Annotated in this window: 21 protein-coding genes and 1 riboswitch; of the genes, 13 read left to right on the top strand and 8 right to left on the bottom strand. The window is 72.8% G+C overall.

Translation table 11 applies throughout. The annotated features are described in order from the left end of the window. Nucleotides 1–41: 41 nt before the first annotated feature. Nucleotides 42–1,145, bottom strand: a complete 1,104-nt coding sequence (locus tag ABZ370_RS05380) for an enolase C-terminal domain-like protein (RefSeq protein WP_358616751.1) — start codon at nt 1,143–1,145, stop codon at nt 42–44. Then, complete coding sequence (locus ABZ370_RS05375; protein ID WP_358616748.1) at nt 1,142–2,104, bottom strand: LysR substrate-binding domain-containing protein; 963 nt, start codon at nt 2,102–2,104, stop codon at nt 1,142–1,144. Before ABZ370_RS05375 ends, ABZ370_RS05380 begins: the two co-directional genes overlap by 4 nt. Nucleotides 2,105–2,293: 189 nt before the next feature. On the opposite strand from ABZ370_RS05375, the gene ABZ370_RS05370 reads away from it, so the two are divergent. Then, a complete protein-coding gene (locus ABZ370_RS05370) occupies nt 2,294–2,899 on the top strand; it encodes an aconitate hydratase (protein ID WP_358616745.1) in 606 nt (201 codons plus the stop codon). A 40-nt stretch (nt 2,900–2,939) separates the two neighbouring features. Further along, complete coding sequence (locus tag ABZ370_RS05365; RefSeq protein WP_358616742.1) at nt 2,940–3,626, top strand: GAF and ANTAR domain-containing protein; 687 nt, start codon at nt 2,940–2,942, stop codon at nt 3,624–3,626. A 178-nt stretch (nt 3,627–3,804) separates the two neighbouring features. Here the strand turns inward: ABZ370_RS05365 and ABZ370_RS05360 are convergent, their stop codons facing one another. The 3 genes from ABZ370_RS05360 to ABZ370_RS05350 all read right to left on the bottom strand — a co-directional run bounded on the left by ABZ370_RS05360 (nt 3,805) and on the right by ABZ370_RS05350 (nt 8,272). Then, complete coding sequence (locus ABZ370_RS05360; protein WP_358616739.1) at nt 3,805–5,781, bottom strand: aconitate hydratase; 1,977 nt, start codon at nt 5,779–5,781, stop codon at nt 3,805–3,807. Nucleotides 5,782–5,927: 146 nt separating this feature from the next. Further along, a complete protein-coding gene (locus ABZ370_RS05355) occupies nt 5,928–7,028 on the bottom strand; it encodes a HoxN/HupN/NixA family nickel/cobalt transporter (protein ID WP_358616737.1) in 1,101 nt (366 codons plus the stop codon). Nucleotides 7,029–7,055: 27 nt separating this feature from the next. After that, nucleotides 7,056–7,257, bottom strand: a riboswitch (cobalamin riboswitch). Between the two features lie 85 nt (nt 7,258–7,342). Then, nucleotides 7,343–8,272 (bottom strand): EamA family transporter, encoded by a 930-nt coding sequence (locus ABZ370_RS05350; protein WP_358616735.1) that lies wholly within the window; start codon nt 8,270–8,272, stop codon nt 7,343–7,345. A gap of 68 nt (nt 8,273–8,340) precedes the next feature. On the opposite strand from ABZ370_RS05350, the gene ABZ370_RS05345 reads away from it, so the two are divergent. Then, a complete protein-coding gene (locus ABZ370_RS05345; protein ID WP_358616732.1) occupies nt 8,341–9,195 on the top strand; it encodes a LysR family transcriptional regulator in 855 nt (284 codons plus the stop codon). Nucleotides 9,196–9,232: 37 nt separating this feature from the next. Here ABZ370_RS05345 and ABZ370_RS05340 read toward each other — a convergent pair whose 3' ends face one another. Then, nucleotides 9,233–9,388, bottom strand: a complete 156-nt coding sequence (locus ABZ370_RS05340) for a DUF6131 family protein (RefSeq protein WP_358616729.1) — start codon at nt 9,386–9,388, stop codon at nt 9,233–9,235. Between the two features lie 159 nt (nt 9,389–9,547). Between ABZ370_RS05340 and ABZ370_RS05335 the strand changes: the two genes are divergently transcribed. Next, the gene (locus tag ABZ370_RS05335; RefSeq protein WP_358616726.1) at nt 9,548–11,098 is read left to right on the top strand and encodes a carboxylesterase family protein; all 1,551 of its coding nucleotides are present in this window, start codon (nt 9,548–9,550) and stop codon (nt 11,096–11,098) included. 18 nt (nt 11,099–11,116) lie between these two features. Here ABZ370_RS05335 and ABZ370_RS05330 read toward each other — a convergent pair whose 3' ends face one another. Further along, nucleotides 11,117–11,611, bottom strand: a complete 495-nt coding sequence (locus ABZ370_RS05330) for a MarR family transcriptional regulator (protein ID WP_358616723.1) — start codon at nt 11,609–11,611, stop codon at nt 11,117–11,119. A 94-nt stretch (nt 11,612–11,705) separates the two neighbouring features. Here ABZ370_RS05330 and ABZ370_RS05325 point away from each other — a divergent pair, with 94 nt between their 5' ends. Together ABZ370_RS05325 and ABZ370_RS05320 are read left to right on the top strand one after the other, a co-directional pair. Then, on the top strand, nt 11,706–12,170 hold the full coding sequence (locus tag ABZ370_RS05325) for a low molecular weight protein-tyrosine-phosphatase (RefSeq protein ID WP_358616720.1): 465 nt from the start codon (nt 11,706–11,708) through the stop codon (nt 12,168–12,170). Continuing rightward, nucleotides 12,167–13,054: a fructosamine kinase family protein gene (locus tag ABZ370_RS05320; RefSeq protein ID WP_358616718.1), complete on the top strand. Its 888-nt coding sequence runs from the start codon at nt 12,167–12,169 to the stop codon at nt 13,052–13,054. Before ABZ370_RS05325 ends, ABZ370_RS05320 begins: the two co-directional genes overlap by 4 nt. 68 nt (nt 13,055–13,122) lie before the next feature. Here the strand turns inward: ABZ370_RS05320 and ABZ370_RS05315 are convergent, their stop codons facing one another. Beyond that, nucleotides 13,123–14,145, bottom strand: coding sequence for a WYL domain-containing protein (locus ABZ370_RS05315; protein WP_358616715.1), 1,023 nt, complete (start codon nt 14,143–14,145; stop codon nt 13,123–13,125). 91 nt (nt 14,146–14,236) lie between these two features. Here ABZ370_RS05315 and ABZ370_RS05310 point away from each other — a divergent pair, with 91 nt between their 5' ends. From ABZ370_RS05310 to ABZ370_RS05280, 7 genes are all read left to right on the top strand, one after another. Beyond that, nucleotides 14,237–14,623 (top strand): VOC family protein, encoded by a 387-nt coding sequence (locus tag ABZ370_RS05310; RefSeq protein ID WP_358616713.1) that lies wholly within the window; start codon nt 14,237–14,239, stop codon nt 14,621–14,623. A gap of 33 nt (nt 14,624–14,656) precedes the next feature. Next, on the top strand, nt 14,657–17,473 hold the full coding sequence (locus ABZ370_RS05305) for a SpoIIE family protein phosphatase (protein WP_358616710.1): 2,817 nt from the start codon (nt 14,657–14,659) through the stop codon (nt 17,471–17,473). A gap of 588 nt (nt 17,474–18,061) precedes the next feature. After that, nucleotides 18,062–19,852 (top strand): hypothetical protein, encoded by a 1,791-nt coding sequence (locus ABZ370_RS05300; protein ID WP_358616707.1) that lies wholly within the window; start codon nt 18,062–18,064, stop codon nt 19,850–19,852. A gap of 1 nt (nt 19,853) precedes the next feature. Next, entirely contained in the window at nt 19,854–21,143 is a 1,290-nt protein-coding gene (locus tag ABZ370_RS05295) for a hypothetical protein (RefSeq protein ID WP_358616704.1), read from the top strand. Beyond that, complete coding sequence (locus ABZ370_RS05290) at nt 21,140–23,611, top strand: GTPase-associated protein 1-related protein (RefSeq protein WP_358616701.1); 2,472 nt, start codon at nt 21,140–21,142, stop codon at nt 23,609–23,611. Before ABZ370_RS05295 ends, ABZ370_RS05290 begins: the two co-directional genes overlap by 4 nt. Then, nucleotides 23,608–25,233 carry a hypothetical protein gene (locus ABZ370_RS05285; RefSeq protein WP_358616698.1) on the top strand — a complete coding sequence of 542 codons (1,626 nt, stop codon included), beginning with the start codon at nt 23,608–23,610 and terminating at the stop codon, nt 25,231–25,233. Before ABZ370_RS05290 ends, ABZ370_RS05285 begins: the two co-directional genes overlap by 4 nt. Before the next feature lie 61 nt (nt 25,234–25,294). After that, nucleotides 25,295–25,426 carry a hypothetical protein gene (locus ABZ370_RS05280; protein WP_267893802.1) on the top strand — a complete coding sequence of 44 codons (132 nt, stop codon included), beginning with the start codon at nt 25,295–25,297 and terminating at the stop codon, nt 25,424–25,426. Nucleotides 25,427–25,453 lie beyond the last annotated feature (27 nt).

Raw genomic sequence — 25,453 nt, 5'->3', positions numbered from 1 at the left:
GTGGGTGGCGTGGCGTGGCGTGGCGTGGTGTCGGGGCCGGGTCAGCGGTCGCGGCGGTAGCGGGCCAGCTTGGCGGGGTCGATGTCGATGCCGAGCCCGGCGCCCTCGCGGACGCGCAGGGTGCCGTCCGCGATGGTCAGCGGCTCGGCGAGGAGGTCGTCCGTCATGTCGAGGAAGTTCGAGAGCTCGCCCGCGTGCCGGGAGGCGGTCCGGTGGGCGGCGCCGAAGGCGACCGCGCACAGGGTGCCGATCTGGCCGTCGATCTGGTTGCCCATGACCACTTCGACGCCCAGCCCCTCGCACTGGTGCAGCACCCGCTGGGAGGCGGTGAACCCGGTGCGGGCGGTCTTGATGCTGATGGCGGTGGCGGAGCCGCCGAGGAGTTCGCGGGTGACCTCGGCGGCCCGGGTGGCGCTCTCGTCGGCGATGAAGGGGATGGGGCTCTGGGCGACCAGCCAGCGCCGCCCCAGCACATCGTCGGCGGGGCAGAGCTCCTCGGCGAAGGTCAGGCCGAGGTCGGCCATCTCGCGCAGGGCGCGCGCCGACTCCGAGGCGGTCCAGCCGCGGTTGCCGTCGATGTACAGCCCGGTGTCCGGGCCGAGGGCCTCGCGCAGCGCCCGGCAGGCGTCGACGTCGGCGCGGTAGGGCTGCCGTCCGACCTTCACCTTGAACGTGGTGATGCCGTAGGTGTCCCGGACCCGCAGCGCCTCGTCCACCATCTGCCCGGTGGGCGCGAACCCGACCATGTGGCTCACCCGCATCCGGTCGCCGAAGCCGCCGAGCAGTCCGGACACCGGCATGCCCGCGGCCTGGCCGAGGATGTCCCACAGGGCCATGTCGACGGCTGCCTTGGCGGTCGGGTTGCCCACGGTCCGGTCGAGCTTCTCGTGGACCGCCTCCCGCTCCAGCGGCGTCAGGCCCAGGATCTGCGGCGCGAAGATCTTGTCGATCACCGCCACGATCGACTCCTGGGTCTCTCCGTAGGTGTACGGCCGCGGTGGCGCCTCGGCGGTCCCCGTCAGGCCTTCGTCCGTGTGGACACGGACCAGGACGTGGTCGGCGGTGTGGACCTCACCGCTCGCGAACCTCAGGGGCTTCTCGTAGGGAATGGCGAAGGGGATGGCCTCCACCTTGACGATCTTCAATGCCGCTCTCCTTCGAGCTCTCCTTCAGGCCTTCCTGCGGGCTCGCCTTCGAGCTCCCCTGCGGGCTCTCCTTCGAGAAACACGTCGTTCTGCTCCAGCGCCTTCAGCAGGTTCCGCAGCAGCGGTGAGTCGTCGTCCGCGCGCCAGGCGAGGTCCAGCCGGACGCACAGGGCGTCCTCGATGTCCTTGCACACCACTCCCTCGCGCGGCGCGGAGCGGATCGAGTCCGGCAGCACGGCCACCCCGAGCCCCGCGGCGACCAGCGCCAGGGCCGCCGAGGTCTCGGTGACCTCGTAGGCGCGGTGCGGGTAGAAGCCGGAGGCGAGGCAGCTGCGGACCACCGCGTCGCCCACGACGGAGCCGAGCTGGGCCGCGTACATGATGAAGTTCTCGTCGCGCAGCTGCTCCACCCGTACGGAGTCCGCCTCACCCAGCCAGTGCCCCTCGGGGACGGCGGCCACCAGGGGTTCGGTGGCGATGGGGCGGTGGACGAGGCCCTCCCGCCGCACCGGCGGGCGCAGCACGCCGACGTCGAGGCGGCGCTCGGCCAGCCCCGCTTCCTGGGCGGGGGTGAGCATGTCGGTGTGCACCTCCAGGATCACCTGCGGCAGCTCGCGCTTCACCAGCCGTGCCAGCGCGGGCAGTTGGCGGTACGAGGCGGAGCCCGTCAGCCCGATGCGGAGCACGCCCTCCGCGCCGGAGGCGAACCGTCCGACCCGGGCCACCGCTTCGTCGACCGCCGTGAGAATCCGCTCCACATCGGTACGGAACACCTCACCGGCCCCGGTCAGCGCGACGTGCCGGGTGGTACGGGCGAACAGTTCCACCCCCAGCTCCGTCTCCAGCCGCCGGATCGCCTGGGAGAGCGGGGGCTGGGCCATGTGCAGCCGTTCCGCGGCCCTCCCGAAATGCCGGGTCTCGGCGACGGCCGCGAAATACCGGAGCTGCCTGAGTTCCATCGGAAACTCCCCTCACACTGCGCCTCAGCGTAGGGAACACGTCCCATACACCACAAATACCTGGTCGCAGCCTATTGAGACGCGAGAGATATCAATAGGGCCGGCGGCTGGTCGGCTCACACCCTCCCGTACGCGGTCCGCGTCCTGCTGGAGAACGTCGCCCGGCGGGCTCCCGGTGCGCTGGCGGACGTGGTCGGCCGGGGCCGGGCCGGTGGCGGGGGCTGCGACGTGCCGGTGCACCCGAACCGGATCATGCTGCACGACACCACCTGCCTGCCGGCGCTGGCCACCCGCCGCAGCACCGAGGCGGGACGCGGCGCCCACACGTACACGGCCGACCGCACCCGCGTCCTGCCCGTGTACGAGGCCGCGCCCACCTACCGCGAGGCGGGCTACGACCTGGTCGTCGTCGCGGGCCGCGACTACGGCGCGGGCTCCAGCCGCGACTGGGCGGCCAAGGCACAGGCCCTGCTGGGAGTGCGCGCGGTCGTCGCCGAGTCGTACGAGCGCATTCACCGCAGCAACCTGATCGGCATGGGCGTCCTGCCGCTGGAGTTCGCCGAGGGCGACAGCGCGTCGGCGCACGCGTTCACCGGAGAGGAGGAGCTCTCCTTCGAAGGTCTCGGCCGGCTGCGCGTCGGCACCAACCGGGTGGACCTGCACCTCCACCGCAGCGACGGCCGGCGCACCACGGCCGGACTGCGGCTGCGCGTCCACTCCCGTCAGGAACTGGCCTACCTCCGCCACGGCGGCATCCTGCCCTACGTGGTCCGCCGTTACCTTCAGGGCCCATGATGACCCTGCGGGCGGATGACGGCGAAGAGAGACGGTGGGCATGGACTGGGAGAGCTTCGCGGAGCGGATGGCCGTGATGGCGCGGGACCTGCTGGCGCAGGACTCGGTGGACGCGACGCTGGAGCGGATCACCGCGGGCGCCGTGGAGAACGTCGAGGGGTGCGACGCGGCCGGAATCCTGGTCCTCCACGGTCAGCGGGTGGAAACCCTGGCCCCGACCGAGGGGCTGGTGGTCCGCTCCGATCAGTTGCAGGAGCACACCGGCGAAGGCCCGTGCTTCGACGCCGCGCTCCGCAGCGAACCCGTCTACCGGATCAGAGATGTCGCCGAGCCCCAGGAGAGGTGGCCCGAGTACGGGCGCCGGGCCCATGCGCTGGGCATCGGGAGCATGATGGGGTTCCTGCTCTACACCCGGGAAGAGGAACTCGGTTCGCTGAATCTCTACTCGCGGAGCACGGGCGCCTTCACCAAGGGCAGCGAGACGGCCGGGTGGCTGCTGGCCTCGCACGCCGCGGTCGCCTTCTCCAGCGCCCGCACCGCCGACCAGCTCCAGCAGGCGCTCTCCACCCGGCACGCCATCGGCGAGGCCATGGGCATCCTCATGGAACGCCTCAAGGTCGGCGAGGACGACGCCTTCAATATGCTGCGGCGGGTGTCCCAGGAACGCAACATCAAGCTGCGGGACATCGCCCGCCAGGTCTGTGAGAGCGGCGGCCTGGACGACTGATACGACCGGCCGCCGCCCCTGGAGGCGGCTCCACCGGCCCTCATTCTGGACCGGAAGAGCCTGGCCATCGTGTTCCCCCGGGGGACTCGCCGACAGCGTGGGGCGCGGGTACCCGGCGCCCGGACCCGTATGCATACCCGCGGGGCCCGATGACGGCCCGTCGGCGGACGAGAACCCCTCAGCGGGCGAGCGCGGGGATGACGCCGCCCGCGAGAACCGCCTCGCACTGCCGGGGGGAGAGTCGGTGGCGCAGCAGGTACTCCTCGTCCCGGGTGACATTGCGTACCCGCAGGGTACGGTCGTCCGTCCGGGCGAGGGCCTCGTGCAGACCGGACAGCCGCAGCCGGTCGTCGGCCCCGATGCGCTCGTAGTCGCCGGGATCGTCGAATTCGAGGGCGAGGACACCGAAGTTGGCGAGGTTCTGCCAGTGGATGCGGGCGTACGTCTTGGCGATGACGGCTCGTAGCCCGAGGTAGCGCGGGGTGATGGCGGCGTGTTCGCGGGACGAGCCCTGCCCGTAGTTCTCACCGGCGACAATGAGGTGCCCGCCGTCGTCCCGTACCGACGCGGCACGCCGCGGGTAGTCGGGGTCCAGCCGGGTGAGGGTGAACTCGGCCAGCTTCGGGATGTTGGACCGGTAGGGCAGGGCCTTCGCCCCGGCCGGGGAGATCTCGTCCGTCGAGACGTCGTCACCGGCCTTGAGGAGCACCGGGCCTTCGAGGGTGTCCGGCAGCGGGTCGAGGTCGGGCAGGGCCGAGATGTTGGGGCCGCGCCGCAGCCGGACGCGGTGGGCCTCGTCCGGCGGCAGCGGTGGCTCCAGCATGGCGTCGTTGACCGACGCCGGTACGGGGGTGTCCGGTGCGGGAGGGGCCACCGGCAGGCGGTCGGCCCAGTCGCGCGGGTCCGTGATGACGCCGGTCAGCGCGGAGGCCGTGGCGGTCTCCGGCGAGCACAGCCACACCGCGTCGTCCTCGGTGCCGGAGCGGCCGGGGAAGTTGCGCGGGAAGGTACGCAGCGAGTTGCGCCCCGCGGCGGGGGCCTGTCCCATGCCGATGCAGCCGAGACAGCCCGACTGGTGGATACGGCCACCGGCGGCGATCAGGTCGAAGGTGGCGCCGGAACGCGTCAGGTCCTGGAGGATCTCGCGGGACGTCGGGTTGATGTCGAAGCTCACCTCGGGCGCCGTCTGCCGCCCGGCCACCATGGCCGCCGGTACGGCGAAGTCGCGGAACCCGGGGTTGGCGGAGGAGCCGATGACCACCTGTCCGATGGGCTCCCCGGCGGCCTCCCGGACCGGTACGACGTTGCCCGGCGAGGTGGGCCGTGCGATCAGCGGCTCCAGCGACGACAGGTCGATCTCCTCGTCGAGGTCGTACGAGGCGTCCTCGTCCGCGACGATCTCGGTGAAGTCCCCGCCGCGCCCGACCCCGTCGAGGAAGCGGCGCACCGCGTCGTCGGCGGGGAAGACGGTGGTGGTGGCGCCGAGTTCCGCCCCCATGTTCGCGATGACGTGCCGGTCCATGGCGGTGAGGGAGGCCAGCCCGGGCCCGTGATACTCCAGCACGCGCTGGACGCCGCCCTGCACCCCGTGACGGCGCAGCATCTCCAGGATCACGTCCTTGGCGCTGACCCAGGGCGGCAGTTCCCCGGTCAGCCGGATGCCCCAGATCTTCGGCATGGTGAGGTGGAGCGGCCGTCCGGCCATGGCGAGGGCGACTTCCAGACCGCCGGTGCCAATCGCCAGCATGCCCAGCGAGCCGCCCGCGCAGGTGTGCGAGTCGGACCCGGCGAGTGTTCTGCCGGGAGCGCCGAAGTGCTGCATATGGGTCGGGTGGGAGACCCCGTTGCCGGGCTTGGAGAACCACAGGCCGAAGCGGCGGGCGGCCGAGCGCAGGAAGAGGTGGTCCTCGGCGTTGCGCTCGTCGGCCTGGAGGATGTTGTGGTCGACGTACTGGACGCTGACCTGCGTGCGGACCCGGTCCAGCGCCAGCGCCTCCAGCTCCTGCATCACCAGGGTGCCGGTGGCGTCCTGGGTGAGCGTCTGGTCCACGCGCAGCGCGATCTCCTCCCCCGGCTCCATCGGGCCGGACACGAGGTGGTCGCCGATCAGCCACTGCGTCACGGTGCCGTGTGCACGGTTACGGGGCAGGCCCATAGCGGTACCGCCTTCCCGGTGCGGGGGCGGCCGGACCGTCCGGGCGCCACCATGCGGGTTCCCGTTCGGCGGCCGCCATGTCGGTCCCGCCCCACCACAGTCACCCGGACGGACGCCCCCGGCTCCGGCCCCGGGCCGCGGGGGCGTCAGCCGCCGTCGCCGTCCGCGGTGGCCGGGGCGGTGCGGACGGACCAGCGCTGCTCGACCTTGGCGATCCGCCAGTAGGCCAGCGCCGCGGCCCACACCACGACGAACAGCCCGACGATGATGAACCCGACGTTGTCCAGGTTCAGCGCGGATATCCAGCCGGTGACGGCGTCCCGCAGGGCGAGCTTGTCGTGGAGGACGCCGACCAGCTCGATGGTGCCGATGAGGAAGGCCACCGCGATGGACAGACCGGTGATGGCCAGGTTGTAGAACACCTTGCGGACCGGGTTGGAGAACGCCCACTGGTAGGCGAAGTTCATGAAGGTGCCGTCGAGGGTGTCGAAGAGGCTCATCCCGGCGGCGAAGAGCAGCGGCAGGCACAGGATCGCGTACCAGGGCAGCCCCGCGGCGGCGCCGCTTCCGGCCATCACCATCAGCGTGACCTCGGTGGCGGTGTCGAAGCCGAGCCCGAAGAGGAAACCGAGCGGGTACATCTGGCCGGGCCGGGTGATGGACTTCGTGAAGCGGCCCAGGACGCGGTTCATGAAGCCGCGCGCGTCCAGGTGCGCCTCCAGCTCCGTCTCGTCGAACTGCCCGGCGCGCATCGCCCTGAAGACCCGCAGGATGCCGAGCAGGGCGACCAGGTTGAGCGCGGCGATGAGGTAGAGGAAGGTTCCGGACACGGTGGTGCCGATGACGCCGAGCACCTGGTGGGTGCCGGAGTTCTCGTTCACCAGGGTGCCCGCGAGCTGCGTACCGCCCGCGACCAGCGCGGCCAGCAGGACGACGACGCTGGAGTGGCCGAGCGCGAACCAGAAGCCCACCGACACCGGCCGCTTGCCGTCGGCCATCAGCTTGCGGGTGGTGTTGTCGATGGCGGCGATGTGGTCGGCGTCGAAGGCGTGCCGCATGCCGAGGGTGTACGCGGTGATCCCGAGGCCGACGCCGAACGTCCTGGCCCCGGCCTCGTAGTGCTGGGGCGCGACGACCAGGAAGAGCAGGCCGAAGGCGACGGCGTGCAGGGCGACGATCACCGCCAGCAGCCCGGCGGTCCGGACGGTGTCCTCGCGCCGCCAGCGCGTTGCGGTGGGCAGGGTCATGCGGTCACGCTCCAGCACCTCGTGGATCACTTCGTGAGATGCCGCGGCCGGTCTCCTGGCTGACGGGTCGACGCGACCGCCCCTGCCTTCCCGGCCGCGCCCTTGCGGCCAGTGGCTCCGCGGCCTGCTGCTGAGGCCTCGGAACGGGACGGGAACTCCCCGATCACAGTGGCGAGGGCCGCTCCGGTTTCCCACCGGCTTCCCGAACACCACGGCCCGGCAACTGTAGGCGGCACCCCGCAAAACCGGCAAGTGAGGCACTTTCAGCTACGGTCGCGCGCGCGAGGTCGCGGTCGAAGCGCGAGGTGTCGCGGTCACGCGCGCGAGGTGAGGATGCTGAGCGCGTTGGCCGCGACGATGGCGCCGACGCTCGCCCACTCCGTCCACCCCAGGCTCTGGCCGAGGATGATCCATCCGACGACCGCGGCGAGGACCGGGTTGACGCTCATGAAGAGCCCGAAGGTCTGGGCGGGCACCCGGCGCAGGGTGAACAGGTCGGAGAGGTAGGGCACGGCGGAGGAGAGGACACCGGCGGCGATGGCGTACCCGGCCGCCCCCGGCGTCGGCGGGTGCTGGACGGCGATGACGATGCCGACGGGCAGGAACAGCACGGCGGAGAGCGCCGCGGCGGCCGCCGACCCCTGCGCGCCGGGGACACGGCGGCCGACGGTGCGGTTGAGCAGGATGTACGACGCCCAGCAGGCGGCGGCCAGCAGCCCGAGCCCGAGGCCCGTGTAGTCGGTCGACGGCTGAGGGCGCATCAGCGTGACCACGCCCGCCAGGGCGACCAGCGCGCAGCACGCGTCCGTGCGGCGGCGGGAGGCGGACAGGGCGATGGTCAGCGGGCCGAGGAACTCCAGGGTCACCGCCAGCCCGAGGCCGATGCGGTCGATGGCGCTGTACAGGGACAGGTTCATGGCGCCGAAGACCAGGGCCAGCAGCACCACCGGCCACCACTGCTCCTTGGTGAAGGACCGCCAGCGGGGGCGGCCGACGGCCAGCAGGACGACGGCGGCGACGTACTGGCGTACCGCGACGACGCCGGTGGCCCCGAGGACGGGGAAGGCGAGGGAGCCGATCGCGGCGCCGGTCTGGTTGGACAGGCCGCTGCCGGCCATGGTGAGCACACCGGACAGCGGCGTCCCGGCCGGTTTCCGGTCCGGATCGCTGGCGCTGGTGGGGTGTGACGGGGCGGTCCGGTGCGCGGGGGCAGGAGCGGGAGCGGTGGCGTGGGCTGCGTCCATACCCCGATCGTGCGGTCGGGCGATCGTTGCGCAAAATGCGTTGAGCGTCGTACCTATACGCTGTGGTTATGGATGTGGAGCTGCGGCAGCTGCGCTGTCTCGTCGCGATCGTGGACGAGGGCACGTTCACCGACGCCGCCATCGCGCTCGGGGTGTCGCAGGCGGCCGTGTCCCGCACGCTGGCCTCGCTCGAACGCGCCCTCGGGGTACGCCTGTTGCGGCGTACCTCCCGGACAGTGACCCCGACCGGCACCGGACTGCGGGTGGTGGCGCAGGCCCGGCGGGTGCTCGGGGAAGTGGACGATCTGGTGCGGGAGGCCACGTCGGGCCACACCCGGCTGCGGATCGGCTACGCCTGGTCGGCGCTGGGCAGCCACACCCCCGCCTTCCAGCGCCGCTGGGCCGCCGCGCATCCGGAGACCCGGCTGCACCTCGTCCGGGTCAACGCCACCACGGCCGGTCTGGCGGAAGGCGCCTGTGACCTGGCCGTACTGCGCAGGCCGCTGGAGGACCACCGCTTCGACTCGGCCATCGTGGGGCTGGAGCGGCGGCTGTGCGCGATGGCGGCGGACGACCCGCTGGCCTCGCGCCGCTCCATCAGGCTCGCCGACATCGGCGAGCGCACGCTGCTGGTCGACCGGCGGACCGGCACCACCACGCCCGAGCTGTGGCCGCCCGGTTCCCGCCCGGCCACCGAGGAGACGCAGGACATCGAGGACTGGCTCAACCTGATCTCCACGGGCAGCTGCGTGGGGATGACGGCCGAGTCGACCGCCCACCAATACCCGCGGCCCGGCATCGTGTACCGACCGGTACGCGACGCCGAGCCGATCGCGGTGCGGCTGGGCTGGTGGCGGGACGATCCGCATCCGGCGGGGCAGGCAGTGATCGAACTGCTCACCGCGCTCTACCGGGCGGGATGACCCGCGCGTCTGTCCGCTATCCGCTATTCGCTATCCGTTAGTAGAAGTGCCGCCGTCCGGCGACCGCGTGTCCGGCGGCGCCCAGGGCCCACAGGACCGCCCCGATGACGAGAAGGACGATGCCGATCGTCCACAGAATGGCGATGCCGGTCAGCAGACCGATGATGAGGAGAATGACCCCGAGGACAATCATGGTGTCCTCCGATCTCGCGGGAGTGGGTCCACCTCCACTATCTGCCTCTTCTTCCTGCCGCGCCAACGCGTCGTGCCCCCGCCGGAGGCGATCGGGTGGGGCTCGGGCATGGTGGTGTCTCCCAGGAGCGTGTTCCCCAGGAACCGTGAGGAGCCATCGATGACGACAGCCGGGTCCCGCGAGTCGGCAGCCGGGTCCGCCGCGCCCGTGGTGCGAGCCGCCGCCGGCGCGGTGCGTGGCCGCCGGGAGGGCGGTCTCGCCGTGTTCCGCGGCATTCCGTTCGCCGAACCGCCGGTCGGGGACGCACGGTTCCAGGCGCCGCGCCCCGTGCGCGGCTGGGAGGGGACCCGGGACGCGTTCGCGTTCGGTCCGCCGCCCCCGCAGGAGTCGGGGTTCGCGGGCCGCGCCGGGGTCCTGGACACGCCGGTGGGCGACGACTGGCTGACGGTCAACGTCTGGACACCCGAGCCGGACCCGGCGGCCCGCCGTCCGGTGATGGTGTGGATCTACGGCGGCGCCTACAAGCTCGGCCACTCCGGCAGCCCCGGCTACGACGCCCGGCGCATCGCCCGCGACGGCGATGTCGTCGTGGTCACCCTGAACTACCGGGTCGGCATCGAGGGCTTCGCCCTCCTCGACGGGGCGCCCGCCAACCGCGGTCTGCTCGACCAGGTCGCGGCCCTGGAATGGGTGCGGGAGAACATCGCGGCGTTCGGCGGCGACCCCGGCCGGGTCACCGTGTTCGGGGAGTCGGCCGGAGCCGGATCGATCGCCTCGCTGCTGGCCATGCCGAGCGCGGCGGGGCTGTTCCGGCGTGCCATCGCGCAGAGCGTGCCGGGCACGTACTTCTCGGGCGAGCTGGCCCGGGACATCGCGGGCGCGCTCGCCGCCGAGGCGGGCCTGCGGCCCACGGCCGCCGATCTGGCCACGGTGGACCCGCGGCGGCTGACCTCGGCGGGCGAGGCGCTGGGCCCCAAGATGCGCCAGTACGAGCAGCGGTGGGGGCAGGTCGTCCACACGACGATCCCCTTCGCACCCGTCGTCGACGGCGAGGTGCTGCCGACCACTCCATGGCAGGCGCTGGCGGCCGGTACGGCCCGGGACGTGGAGCTGATCGCCGGGCACAACCGGGACGAGTTCCGGCTCTTCCTCGCGCTCGGCGGGCAGCTCGGAGAGGCGGGCGAGGAGGAAGCGGCGGCGGCCCTGCGCACCTTCGCACCGGGGCCGGACGGCCCCCAGGCCTATCGCGCCGCCTTCCCCGGAGCCTCGCCCGCCGAACTCCACGAACGCGTCCAGTCCGACTGGCTGTTCCACATGCCCTCGCTGCACCTGGCCGAGGCCCAGGTGGCCGGGGGCGGCCGCGCGCATGTGTACGAGCTGACCTGGCCCGCCCCGGCGGGCGGCGGCGTCATGGGCGCCTGCCACGGCCTGGACATACCGCTGCTGTTCGGCACCTTCGACGCCGACCTCGGCATGCTGCTCTTCGACCGCTCCGGGCCCCCGCCGGAGGCCGAGGCGCTGTCGTCCCGCTTCCGCGCGGCCTGGACCGCGTTCGCCACGACGGGCGACCCGGGCTGGCCCGCGTACGACCCCGCCGGGCGGCTGACCCAGGTCTTCGACACGACGCCCGAGGTCACCGCCTACCCGGAGGAGATCTCCCGGCTCCTCTGGCAGGACCACACCTTCCCGGCCCTGCCGCTGCTCAGCTGACGCCCCCGGCCCGGCTGCTCAGCTGACGCCCTCGGCCCGCCGGACGTTGGCGACCATGGTCCGCAGCACCTTGAGCGCGGCCACGTACTCCTCGTCCCCGACCCCCTCGTGCACCACGGCCCGCACCTCGGTGGCCAGAGCGCGCAGCCGCAGCCGGGCCGCTTCGCCCGCGTCGGTGAGGTGCAGACGGCCGCCGGTGTCGGCCCGGAGCCACTGGCGGTGCAGCAGCTGGTCGACGACGCGGGCGATCTCGTGCGGACCGTCCGCGAGGGGCGTCAGCTGCGCGGCCACCTCCTCGCGGCTCGGGGCGGCGGGCCAGGAGTGCACGCAGTTGAGCACCCAGTACTGCGGCTGGGTGGCGTCGATCCTGGCCATCGCGTCGCGCAGCTGCCCGGTGACGGTGGTGTGGGCCAGACCGGTCCAGTAGCCGACGGGCTGGCTCGCCAGCATGTCGTCGGCGGCGGCGGGATCGCCCGGAGCCTGGTCGGTGAGGCCGTTGCCCAAGGGATTCATGAGCGTGACGCTACCGTCCGGCGTCGGGCGTGAACCCGGCCCGCGTCCGACCCCGTTCCCCTCCCCCGGGGGATACGGCCCTACCCTGGTGGCCGTGCACATCTGTTTTGTCTGCAGCGGAAACATCTGCCGTTCACCGTCCGCCGCGCTGGTCTTCGCCGAGCAGCTGCGCCGCGCGGGGCTCGGCGGCGCGGTACGGGTCACCAGCGCCGGTATCGGCGCCTGGCACGTCGGCGAGCCCGTCGACGAACGGGCCGGTGAGGTGCTGGACCAGCGCGGCTATCCCTTCGAGCACATCGCGGCCCAGGTCGGCGCCGAGCATCTGGACGCCGACCTTTTCCTGGCCATGGACAGCGGCCACGAGCGGGCGCTGCGCAAGCTGGTCGACGATCCGGCGCGGGTCCGGATGCTGCGGTCCTTCGACCCCGACGCGACCGGCGATCTGGACGTACCCGACCCGTACTACGGCGGCCCGGAGGGATTCGACGAGGTACTGGACATGATCGAATCCGCGACGCCCGGCCTGCTGGCCTGGGCGCGCGCGCACGCGGACGCATGACCGCCCGCCCGGACCCGGCCGGAACCGGCGAAGGCCCGGGGGCGGTGGCGGCCCGGCTCACCGGCCGCCCGGTGACCGGTGAGCGCGCGATGTCCGGGGCGCTCGCCGAAGTCACCGTCGACGGCGGGCAGGTGGTGATGGTCAAGCGCGGTGACGACCCCGGCGCGGTGGAGGCCGAGGCGGCCGGGCTGCGCTGGCTGGCCGACACCGGCACGGTCCGCGTTCCTGCGGTGCACGGCCACGACCCGCGCTGGCTGGTGACCGACCGGGTCACCTCCGGCCGGGCGAGCGCGCGGACGGCGGCGCGGTTCGGCCGCGACCTGGCCGCCCTGCACGCGTCCGGCGCGCCCGCGTTCGGCGCCCCGCCACCGGGCGGCCCCGAGGACGCGTACATCGGGCTCGCCCCGATGCGCAACGTCACCGGCGGCGACTGGCCGCGCTGGTACGCCGAGCACCGGGTGCTGCCGTATCTGCGCCGCGCGGTCGACGACGGCACGGTGCGGGCCGCCGAGGCGACCACCGTCGAGGGCGTCTGCGAGCGCCTGCCCGAGCTGGCGGGCCCCGCCGAGCCGCCCGCCCGGCTGCACGGCGACCTGTGGAACGGCAATGTGCTGTGGGACGCCGACGGGCAGGCCTGGCTGATCGACCCGGCCGCGCACGGCGGGCACCGGGAGACCGACCTGGCGATGCTGCACCTGTTCGGCTGCCCGCATCTGGACCGGGTGCTGGAGGGCTACCAGGAGGCATCGACGCTCGCCGACGGCTGGGCGGACCGCATCGGACTGCACCAGCTCTTCCCGCTGCTGGTGCACGCGGTCCTGTTCGGCCGCGGCTACGCCGAGCAGGCCCTCGCCGCGGCCCGGACCGCCCTGGCGGGCTCATGACGTCGGTGGGCCGCCGATGGTCTCGACCGTGGCGCGGACCGCGGCGACGTGCGGGGAACAGTCGGGGGTCACGCGCGGGGCGGGCCGCGGCGGGCCGAGTGGGTGAGGCGGTCGGCGAGTGCCGCGACGAGGTCGCGCAGTTCGTCGGGGCGTTCGATGGCGAACGGCAGGTCGAGCGAGGCGAGCACGGCGGGCAGCCAGTCGAGCCGCTCCACGCGCAGTTCGACGCGCGACCAGTCCTCGGCCGGAGAGTCCGGGGCCGGAGGGTTTGGGGCCGGAGAGTCCGGGGCCGGTGCTTCCGCCACGATCGCGACACTGGCGGGCAGCCGGGTGTGGATCTGCTCGGCCGTCCCCTGGATTCGCAGCGTCACCCGGTGCCGATATGGCGCGGTGGCGAGCCCGTCCAGGACGCGCCGCGCCGGGTCGAGTCCGGCGGGCGGCTGAAACGAGCCGGGCAGGGTCCGCGCATCGGCGATGCGGTCCAGCCGGAACGTCCGGTCCTCGCCGATCGCGGCGTCCGCGCCGGTCACGTACCACTTGGCCGCGTGGGCGACGAGCCCGTACGGGTGCAGCGTGCGCTCGCTGCGCCGTCCGTCGGCGGCGGTGTACCGGATGTGGACCGGCCGGTGATGGCGCACCGCGTCGGCGATCGCCAGCAGGACCGGGGCCCGCGGGGCGGCTGACGCGTCGGGCTCGGCCGTGAAGGCGAGGGAGTCGAGCACCGCGTCGAGTCGGTGGCGCAGCCGCTCGGGGAGCACCCGCCGGATCTTGGCCGCCGCGGTCTCGCCCGCCGTGCCCGTGGCCGTGGTCAGGCCGCTTCGCCGCCCGGCGGCCAGGCCGAGCAGCACGGCGAGCGCCTCGTCGTCGGTCAGCATCAGCGGCGGCAGACGGTAGCCGGGAGCGAGCCGGTAGCCGCCGTAGCGGCCGCGCACCGACTCGACGGGCACATCGAGGTCGATGAGGTGGTCGGCGTACCGCCGCACGGTGCGCTCGTCCACGCCGAGCCGGTCGGCGAGTTCGGCGACTGTGCGGAGGCCGCCCGACTGCAGAAGCTCCAGCAGGGTGAGCACACGGGCGATGGGTCGGGGCATGCCCACAAGTCTCCCGCAGATACCGGGCGGGTTCTGCCCGGTATTGGCCGTAGCGTGCGGTCCGAAGCACCGAACGACCAGGAGAGAACCCATGGACTTCGTCTCGATCCGCATCATCACCGGCGACATCGCCCGCCTCGTCGGCTTCTACGAACGCGCCACCGGAGTGGGGGCGAACTGGGCCACCGAGGACTTCGCCGAGCTGAAGACCGCCTCGGCCACCCTGGCGATCGGCAGCACCCGCACCGTCCCGATGTTCGCGCCCGGCTCGTCCCATCCGGCCGACAACCGCAGCGTCATCCTGGAGTTCCAGGTGGACGACGTGGACAGCGTGTACCGGAACCTGACCGGCTTCGTGGAGGATGTCGTCAAGGAACCCACCACGATGCCGTGGGGCAACCGCGCGTTCCTGTTCCGGGACCCGGACGGCAACCTCGTCAACTTCTTCTCCCCGGCCGCCCGTCGTATGCCCGGATAGGGTGGAGAAGAGCTTGTGGGAACAGGTGACGCGATGAGTGGGGATTCCCGGATCGACATGCTCATGGCCGCGGGCGAGCGCATCGACGCCCCGGAGGCGCTGCGGATCGGCCTCGATCAGGCGGTGGCCGGGGTGGGCGGGCTCGGCGGCATGGTGCATCTGGGCGGCGGGGGCAGCGGACATCTGTATCTGGCCACGCGCTGCGGGCTCTCCGAGTCCCTGACCGAGGCATGGAAACGCGTCGGCGGCGAGGAGCCGGTGGCGCCCGCCCTCGCCGTGCGGGACAACGCCCTCGTCTGGACGCCCCTGATCGAAGACGGCGAAAGTGGGGGCCGGACCGGGGGCCGGGCCTTCCCGCTCGGCTCCGGGCTGGTCTCCGTTCCCCTGCCCGCCTCGCGCGGGCCGCAGGGCGCGCTGACCGTCCTCACCGCCGCGCGCGACGGGCCGGGACCGGCGGAGCGGTCCCTGCTCACCGCCGTGGCCGGATGGCTCGCGGAACGGCTGCACGAACCGACGCTCCCGCAGGGCGGGCCGCCCGGCTGGACCTGGCCGACCCGCTCCGACCTCCAGCGGTCCCGGAGCGGGAGCGGCGTCGGCACCTGGGCGTGGGACTTCGCCACCGGAACGGTGCACTGGGACGAGACCGCGCTGGCGCTCCTCGGCGCCGGTTCCCTCCCCGCCTCCGCACGCGTCGAGGAGTGGATGGACATCGTCCACCCCCAGGATCTGCCCCAGGTGCTCGCCGCCGCCGAAGCGGCGATCCACGACCGGGGCACGTACAGCGCCGCCTACCGGGTGCGCCGCCCGGACGGACGCTACAGCCGGGTCCGGGCCCGGGGTCATCTGCTGTCGGGGGACGACGGCACTCCGTACCGCATGCTCGGCAGCCTCCAGGACGCGACCGCCGGCCCCTCCGGGCCGCCGCCGGAGCACATCGAGGGCGGGTCCCTCACCCTCGACGGGGCGTGGCGCGTCACCCGGATCGACGAGGAGGCCGAGCGGCTCCTCGCGCCCGACGCGCCACCGGTCGGCACCGTGCCCTGGCAGTCGGTCCCCGCGCTGCGGGCCCTCGGTCTGGAGGCGGCGTGCCGTCAGGCCGTGGCCGACGGCAGGCCGCTCACCTTCGACGCGAAGTGGCCCGCCACCTTGCACCTGTACCGGATACGGCTGGTCCCCGTACCCGGCGGCGTGACCGTCCACGTCACCGACGCCACCCAGGAGCGGGTCAGCGCGCACCCCGGGGAGGACCGCGCCACCCGGCTGGAGGAGCTGGCGGGCAGCCTCGCCGCGGCGGCCACCGTGGACGATGTGATCGACGCCCTGGCCGACCGCGTGCTGCCGCTCTTCGGCGCCATCGGGCTGCTGGTCCAGCTGGTCGAGGGCGCGCGCCTGGTCACGGCGGGCTCCCGGGGCTACTCCGACGAGTTCATCGCGCTCCTGGCCGATCCGGGGCATCCGCGCGAGAACCCGCTGACGGTGGCGCTCCGCTCGGCCATCCCCACCTTCGTCTCCTCGCCGGAGGAGTTCGTCCGGCGCTACCCCGAACTGGCCCATCTGCCCACGGCTTCGGGTAAGCAGGCCTGGGCGTTCCTCCCCCTGATCGTCTCCGGGGACGCCATCGGCTACTGCTCCGTCTCGTTCGACCACCCGCGCACGCTCTCCGGCGAGGAGCGCACTCTGCTGACGGCCCTGGGCGGGCTGACCGCCCAGGCCCTGGCGCGGGCCCGCCTCTACGACGCCGAGCACCGGCATGCCCAGGAGCTCCAGCGCGGGCTGCTCCCCCGCAGCCTGCCCGAACTGCCCGCCGCCACCGCGTCGGCACGCTATCTGCCCGCCAGCGCGAGCGCGGAGGTGGGCGGCGACTGGTACGACCTCATCCCGCTGTCCGGGGGCCGGGTGGCGCTCGTCATCGGCGACGTCATGGGCCACGGCCTGTCCGAGGCCGCCACCATGGGGCGGCTGCGCACGGCCGTCCATACCCTCGCCGACCTCGAACTCCCGCCGGGGGAACTCCTCTTCCACCTCAACGATCTCGTCAGCGGCCTCGGCGACGACTTCTACGCCACCTGCCTGTACATCGCCTACGACCCCACCCGCCACCTCTGCTCCATCGCCCGCGCCGGACACCCGCCGCCCGCGGTGGTCCGGGCCGACGGCACGGTGTTCTTCCCCGACCTCCCCGTCGTACCGCCCCTCGGCGCCGCGACGCCGCCCTTCGACACCTGTGAACTCGCCCTGCCCGACGAGGCGTTGCTCGTGCTCTACACGGACGGCCTGGTCGAGACGGCGGACCGCGACATCCAGCAGGGGATGGCGGACCTCGCCCGCAGCCTCACCACCGCGGTGCGCGGCACACCACCCGGCGAGTCCGCCGATCCCGACCGGCTGTGCGACACGCTCCTGTCCACCCTGCTGCCTCCGGAGCAGCACACCGACGACGACGCGGCCCTGCTCGTCGCCCGGCTCCGGCCCCTCCCCGCCGAGGACATCGCCACCTGGTCGCTGCCCGAGGACCCCCGGGCGGCCGGACAGGCACGCGCCCATGTCCGCGGCCAGCTCGGCGCATGGCATCTGGACGATCTCACCACGACCACCGAACTGCTGGTCAGCGAGCTGGTGGGCAATGTCGTCCGGCACGCCCAAGGCCCCATCGGACTGCGCTTGCTGCGCAGCCGGGCCATGATCTGCGAAGTGTCCGACGGCAGCCCGGCCACACCCCGTATCCGCCGGGCGGGCGACCTGGACGAGGGCGGCCGCGGACTGCAACTGGTCGCCGCCCTCGCCCATCGCTGGGGCGCCCGCTACACCGCGCAGGGAAAGTGCATCTGGACGGAGCAGCTTCTCACCTGAACCGCCCCGCCCGACCCGGTCGTCGGCAGCCGGGGACAGGACGCCCTGTCGACTCGCCCGAAGCCCATCTCCCGGAGGGCCTCCCCCCGTAGGCATGAATCTGCTGCGATAATCATTCGCGTAGGACAGCTGTGAGCGGGGGGACGGACAGTGGGGCTGGAGTTCGGGCATCGCCTTGGGCTGCCTGGGGCCCTGTCCGCGTTACCTCTGTCTCCGCTCGTGGACGCCTATCAGGAGCTCGTCGCCCGGCAACGTGCCCTGGGCCTGAGCCATATCGGCCAGGCGCTGACCCCTGCCGGTGCACGCCTGCGTGTGCTCGACGGAGTGTTCGTGTCGCGTGCACCGCGCGGCTGGAAGCATGTGAACAGTGCCGAGTTGCGGAGATCCGCCGCTGAAAACCCCGTCACGGAAGCGCTCGTGCAACGGGTGGCGGAGCTGTGCGACCAGGATCCGACGGCACTGCGGCGCGTATTGCTCTATCAGCTGATCGAGCTCTTGCAGGGCCATCCGCAAGGGGGTCGGGCGGCCACTGCGGTCTCCCTCGGGGTGGACGCGGGAGAGGCCCCGGCCCTGGTCCACGCCGCACGTATGCGTCATCGGCTCAACTCGAAGGAGCGGGAAGCGGCTGAGGAGGTGCAGGACGCGTGGGCGCTCAGGCACATCCGTCGAGCCGCTCGGCTCGCATCGCTGCTCCCGCCCGACGGCGGGCGGGACCCTCTGCTCGCGAACCGTCTGATACACATCGCCAACCTGGTGAAGGAAACGGACACCCTTCTCGCCGCAGCCCAGAGGCTCGAAGGGGAAGGTGACGTAGAAGCCGCCGGCGACGCATACCTCAGGGTTTCCCGGCTCGCGTCCGACTCCGAGCGTGCGCTGCGCGGACTGGTCCGTACGCACCGACCCGCCGAGGGGGCGCCGGCGCCGCTGACCGCCGAGCTCACCCCCGAAGCGGTGAAGCTGGCCTGGGCGAACACCGTGGACGGCACAGAGGTGACGGCCTGGCGGGTCATCAGGCTCGAGCGCTTACCGCGCCACGGTCCGGCGCCCATCACCGAGATCCAAGGCCGGACGACCTCCGGGGCCACCCAGGACGCCCGGCCCCCTTTCGGCTCGGAAGTACGGTATGCGGCCTTCCCGCTGAGTGATGGGTTCGTCGACGGTCCGCCTCTCGTCTCGCAACCGCTGCTCCTCACACCCGAGGTATCCGGTCTGCGGCTGGTCGACGGCAGGGAGCGTGTGACGGCCACCTGGACACAGCCTCCGGGTGCCGTCGGCGTCGGCGCCACCGTGACGGGGTCTGACGGCGATGGGGTCGAGACCGCGGACAGAGAGGGCGGATTCGCCGTATACGGACTGCGGGACGGCACATACCGGGTGCGGGTCAGCTGCCGCTATCGCACCGCGGACGGCCGGGAGGTGAGGTCACCCGGCCTTGAAGAATCCGTCACCGTGCACCCTTGGCCGTCGCCGGTGCACGACCTCACCGCCACGGCTCGGGACGGAGGCGTGGTCTTCTCCTGGACCGGTGGCGAGGACGCCGAGGTACGGCTGGTCGACTGGCCGGGCGGGGCACCCGCGTCAGGCGCCGAACTACAGCTCACCGCATCGGAGTTGCCGTCACCTCTGCCGTGGCGGGAGACGGCATCCGGGGTGCTCGTACCGCCGCCCGGAGCCCTCGTGTGCGTCACGGCCGTGGCCGTACGCGGTGAGCGCGCCCTGGCCGGGCCGAGCGTACGCATCGAATCGCCTCCTTCCGTCGCGGCGATGACTGCTGAGCGCCTTGCCCACGGACGCGCCCGTATCACCTTCGACTGGCCTACGGGCGTCCGGCAGGTGACCGTTTCCGCGGAACAGGAGGGACACCGCACGGAACATCGCGTCATGCGCAGCGGGTACCTCCGCGAGGGCCTGACACTGCCGGTCGGCCCGTCCGGAGTGCGGCTGACCGCGTCTGCCGCGGCCAGTACGGCGGATGCCGTCCTCATCCCTCCCGCACCCACCGCGACCGTGCTGCCGGCCGACGCCGCCATCGCCTACCGTGTTGCCCCCGGTTCCCGCCGGGCCCTTCGCAGAAGCCCTCCCACCGTGCGGGTCACCCTGTCTTCCTCCGCCGATGAACTCGCCGCAGATTTACCGGAGTTCGTCCTGGTCGCCCGCAAGAGCACCGGTTCGTCGCCGATCCGCCCACGCGACCCCGCCGACGGCACCACCGTGTTGCGCCTGAGCGGCGAGGAACTGCACCGCGCGCGGAGCATCGAGCGCAAGATCGGCAGCGATGTCTGCCGTCCCCCGTACGCTCTGCGTGGGTTTCTGCTCGGTGGAAAGGCCGCGTTCGTACGTCTTGAAGAACCCTCCCCTGCGACTCTGGTGGTTCGCTGACATGACGACTGTCATCTGCCCCTACTGCTTCGACCGCGCCCAGGCCGCGCGGCTGCCGTACCGATGCCTGATGACCGCAACCGGTGTACGCGGAGGCAAACCCTGCGATCCGGAACGCGACGATGTCTGGGCCGAGTTCATGGGTCCGAGCGTGCCACCGGCGCTGCGGATGCGTGGCCCGGTCTTCACGCCGCCCCGCACGCTCGGCGGGATGCGCGGCGGCTCGCGCGTGGCCTGCCCCGGCTGCGGGGTGTCCACGCCCGTCCGGGTCTGCCGCCGCTGCCACAGCGACTTCCCCAGCGACTACTGCGACCAGGACAGTCGCATCATCGCTCTGGTCGGCGCGAAGGCATCCGGCAAGAGCACCTATGTGGGGGTGCTCGTCAACGAACTGCGGCACAGGGTGGGGCGCGCCTACGACGCCTCGCTCGCCGCCATGGGGAGCGACACTCAGCGCCGGGACCGGGAACTGGCCGAGGACCTGTACGACCGGCTGCGGCTGCCCGAGGCCACCCGGCCGGCGGCCATGGGCTTCAACGACCCGCTCCTGTACCGGCTGAGCCTCCCGCGGCGGGGACGGCTGAGGGAGGGCAGCCGCCACACCGCGCTGGTGTTCTTCGACGCCGCGGGCGAAGACCTGGGCAGTGCCGAGGCGATGGACCGCTACACCTACTATCTCCGCGCCGCCGACGGCATCATCCTGCTGGTGGATCCGCTGCAACTCGGCTCCGTACGCGATCAGCTGGTGCCGGGTGAGGGTCCCCCGCTGCCCACCGTCGAAACGCCCCCGCAGCAGATCGCCGCGGATCTCGCCGCACAGCTGCGCGCCCACGGCCGCGGCGGCTCACGCGGCCGGGTCACCACTCCCATGGCGGTGGCCGTGACCAAGACCGACATGCTGCGACCGCTGCTCGGCTCGCACTCGCCCCTGCTGCGCAACGCCTCGCACCACGACGGAGCCCTCGACGAAGACGGCCGACTGGCCGTCCACGAGGAAATACGCACCCTCATGGAGGACTGGGACTCCGGTGCGCTGCGCCGACAGCTGGAGCGGGATTTTGCCCAGCTGTCGTTTTTCGGGCTGTCGGCGCTCGGCGCCCCTCCCCCCGCGCAGGCTCCTTCGGACGCGCCCAAGGCGGGACCGCAGCCACTGCGCGTCGAGGACCCGCTGTTGTGGCTGCTCGGGCGCCGCGGGCTCCTGCCCGTGAGTAAGCCGGGGAAGCCGGAGAAACCAGGGAAGCCAGGGCAGGCCCAAGCCGGAATGCGCGGAGCCGAGGAGGCCGGAGCATGAACCTGGGACAGCTGCACTACACCTCGGCACCGCCGGGACGCGACGGCTCCGGGTTCCGGTTCACCGCGGTCACCCCCGGGGTGCCGCCATCGCTGCTCAGGGAGGCCGAGCAACTGATCGGATACGAGCCGCCGCGCGATGCCCCGCCGCGTCCCACAGACTCCGAACTGGCCGCGTTTCCGGAGGCCTTCAGCTACAGCGAGCTCTCCGACGGCAGCCGGCTGCTGGCCCGCACGGTCTACACGGGAGCCGACTACAGCGGGCGCTGGGGCAACTTCCATGCCCACGCCGTGCATCTGCCCGCAGGCGCGTCCCTCCCGGGCGACGCACTGCCCATCACCGCCTGGGGCGCCCCGCAGTGGGCCGCAGGCACTCCGGACGGCGGGGCACCGGAGCCGCTGAGGGAGCTGCCGGTTTCGGGGCGCCTGGACCGGGACGGCCTGATCGCGTTCGCGGCCTCCCGCGCGCCGTGGCTCGCGGGCTTCTTCGCGGATCTGCGCAGGCTGAGCGAGGACGACTCGGCACCACAGATCATCCTCGTCGAGCGGGACAGCGCCGATGTGGCCCGGTGGATCGCCCTGGCCAGCACCGTGCTGCCGCGCGAAGACGCCCAACGGCTGACGTTCACCACGTACACCCGACGGCCGGAGCTGGCACGGCAGCACATCATCGGCGTCCTCCCGGCGGACAAGCGCGGTCCGGCCGGGTACGACCACCGCTACCGCATGTACGACTGCGCGGGCGAGGAGCCCCGGGAGCCGGTGACCGACACCTGGGCGCAGGCGGCCGCAGGTGTCTGGCAGGGCGGTGCCCCTGAGCTGTTCAAGGAGGCGGCCACGCTGCCGGGCGGCGCCTTCGCCCCGGGCCCGCTCGCCGCGGTCGGGCTGTGCGCGGGGATCGAGCTCGGGGCCGCCGGGCGCACCGAGGCGGCGGCGTGGGCGCATGGCCACCGGGAGGCCCTGGGCGGCGACCGGCTGCACCGTCTGGTGGCCGCGCTGTGCGCTCCCGCTGCGGACCGGACCGATGCCGAACTGGCTGCCCTGACAAAGTTGTTTTCGGTGCTGGACGGCCGAGTGCCGACTGCCGCCACCGCGCCGCTCGCCGCGCTGGTGCTCACCGAGGCCGTCCGCTCGCCCGGACCGGGCCCGGAGATCGGGGGACTGAGGCCCGACGCCCTCACCGAGGAGGTCCGGCGGCGCCTCGCCTCCGAGCTGGCCCACGACCTGCGCTCGGGCCTCGCGGACACCGGGCAGGGCGCCTCCCGGAGCGCCGAGTTGCTGCGCATCGCGGACACGCTCGGTGTGGACTGCTCGGACCTGCTGCCGGAGGTGGCACGCAGGCTCGCCCACGCGCTGCTCGCCGATCCGGAAGGGACGCACACGCCCACCGTGCGCCTGGCACTGGAGGAGCAGTTCACGCTGCATACCACGCTGCTCGGCAAGCTCGACGACCTGGCCGCGGGGGATCCGCCCGCCGCCGCCCGGCTGCTCACCCGGGTCCCGCTGCGCTTTGCGGACAACCAGGCCCTGCCCCACCTGCGGATGTGTGCCGAGGCCGCGCGGGCGACGGCGGGCGGTGGCGACCGTGTCGTCGCGCTGAACACCGTGCTGCACGCCGGCGGGCTCTCGCTGTTCGCCGAGCCGCTCGTCCTGCGTACCGCGGTCCAGCTCGTCTGGGAGGGCCACCCGCCGACCGCCGGAGAGGCGCGGCTGATGCTCGTCGAGATCGGGTCCGACCCCCACCGCGCGGCGGGGACCTGGTCCGCCCTGGTCAGGGCCGCACTCCACGGGCCGGCGGACGATCCGGACGTACCGGATCTCGCCCAGGATCTGCTGCGCTGCTTCACCGAGGATCTGGCTCCGCGCGAACGTGCGTCCCTGCTCCTCCTCGAGCTGGCGCGCGACCTCCGCGACGGCTCGGCGAGCGCGGGCTGGACCGACCGGGCGCTGTCGCTGCGGGCTGTGGCGGAACCGGTGGAACCTACCGTGCTCGAGCACGCCTTCGGGGCGCTGGCGAGTCGGCTGCTGTCCGAGCAGCGTCCGGAAAGCGAGGTGTACGCGTTGATCCACAGCGGCGACCCCGGCCTCTTCGCCGCGTACAGCCAGTGCGCGAAGTCCGAGCGGGTACGGGACCGGCTGCGCACCCGGCCCGCGTACGTGGCCGACTGCTTCACCGCCTGGAGCTCCCACCCGCAGGCGAGCGAGGCCTGGCAGAAGACGCGCTCAGCGCTGCTGGACTCGGTGCTGCGTCCGGTCGTACGGGGCCTGCCCGATACCGACATTGCCCTGGTGGAGCGCTGTCTGGAGGACGCGGGTACCCGCTGGGCGGATGAGTTCCGGACCTGGAACCGGCCCGGGGCGTTCGGCCGGATCAGCCGTCGGCTGACCGGTCGGCGCCGCAAGGACGCGGCGGACGGACACCGCTGGGGCGACGTGGAACCGCCGCGGAAGGGCGGTAACCCGTCATGAACCTGGAGTACTTCCTGTTCCTGGCGCTACGGGCGACCGGTCTGGTGGCGGTGGCGCTGTGCGTCGGCTACACGTTCTGGCGGTTCCTCGGTGTCTCGCTGTCGACCGCCGGAACCGTATTGGGTCCCCGTCAGGCCGGGGTGCCGGACCCGAGGATCGAGCGCGTCGGGTCCGGCGAGCCTGCCCATCGCGCGTACTGGTGGCGGCAGATGTGGCTGGACACCTGGTCGGCGGCGTGCGCCGCCATGCTGAGCATCTGGTACCGGCTCACCACCGACTGGCTGAAGCGCTCGGTCACCCGATTGTTCCAGGGCCGTCGGCCGGAGACCGGTGTGCGGGGCGAGAACGGGTTCACCCGCGGGGTCATGCGGGCCGTCGCCCCGGGAACGGCCGTCGGAGCGGCCATGGGAGCCCTGTCGGCGGCACTGGTGGTATCGGTGTCCCTCGCCGTCCTCGGACTGCTGTGCGGCGTCGTCTGGCTGTCGGCGGTATCGGCCGTCCTCATCCTGCGCGGTGCGGACGGCCTCTGGACAGCGGTCCGCCGGGGCCGGATGAAGTGCCCGTACCCCGGCTGCTACCGGCCGTTCCCGCTGGCCGTGCACCGCTGTCCGAACTGCGGCGAGGCCCATGCCGAACTGCGTCCCGGCCGGTACGGCGCGCTCTGGCATGTGTGCGTCTGCGGGCGGCGCCTCGTCACCACGTCGCTCGCGGACCGGCAGCGCCTCGCCGCCCGCTGTCCGCACTGCGACCAGCAGCTGCCCGAGGCGGTCGGCAGCACCCGGGTGGTGCATGTGCCGATTGTCGGGGGCACCTCCTCCGGCAAGACGATGCTGATGGCGGCGATGGTGGCGGGACTCGAGTCCTGGGCGCAGCGAAGCCGGCTGAAAGTGGAGTTCGCCTCCCGGACCGACTCCCAGGACGCCGGGACGCTCAACCAGCAGCTTCGCCAGAGCGGCTGGGCCCTCAAGACACAGGGCGGGCAGCCCCGGGCGTTCATGCTGATCGTCCGCCACGGCAGGCAGCGGCGGCTGCTCTATCTGTACGATCCGATGGGCGAGTCGCTGCGTGACGCGGACTCGGTGCGGGAGCAGCAATACCTGGCCCACTCCGACGGGGTGGTCCTCGTCGCCGATGTCCTCGCGGAACCAGAGGTGCGTCGGCGGCTGAGGGGGCCCGACGTGGAGCGCGCGGACGCGGCACGCCCGGCGGAGCAGGGGCCGATGGACACCTACCAGCGGCTGACCGGCGAGCTGGCAGCGCTCACCGGGCGGCGCGGGCGCCTGCCGGTGGCCACGGTCGTCACCAAGCGGGATGTGCTCGACCAGATCAGCTCACTGCCTGTGCCCGGTGCCGGGATCGACGGGTGGCTGTCGGAGATCGGCCTCGGGGCGCTGGTCCGCGGTCTGGGGCACGACTTCGGGACCGCACGCTACTGGGCGGTGAGCGCACATGCCGCCACCGGCGCCGGAGCGCTGGACAGTGAACAGCGCCGGGCGGCGGAGCCGGTGCTGTGGGTGCTGGCTCGCTCCGGACTGCGAGTCAAGGGTCTCCTCGCCAACCCGGCAGGCACCCAGGCCCCGGGGCCAGTTGACATGCCGGTACCGGACCGGTCGGGGCGCTGAAGCCCCGCACGGCAAGCGACGTGGGGAATCATCATGCGAAGGAACAGAGATCGGGGGCGGGATGACGACAGTGACACGGCACATCGCGCGGTGGCGCAGGCTGCTGCTCGGCCTGCTCTTCACGGCCATGGCGGCAACGGTGGCCTTGGCCGTGGCACTGGCCCGGTACCTGGTACATGAGCTCGGCGGCTGACACCGGTCCGGGCGAGAACGACGATAC

The sequence above is a fragment of the Streptomyces sp. NPDC005962 genome (assembly GCF_040629205.1).
Lineage (GTDB): Bacteria > Actinomycetota > Actinomycetes > Streptomycetales > Streptomycetaceae > Streptomyces.
The sequence above is the reverse complement of the archived record's forward strand: the minus strand, read 5'-3'. Positions and strand labels throughout refer to the sequence as shown.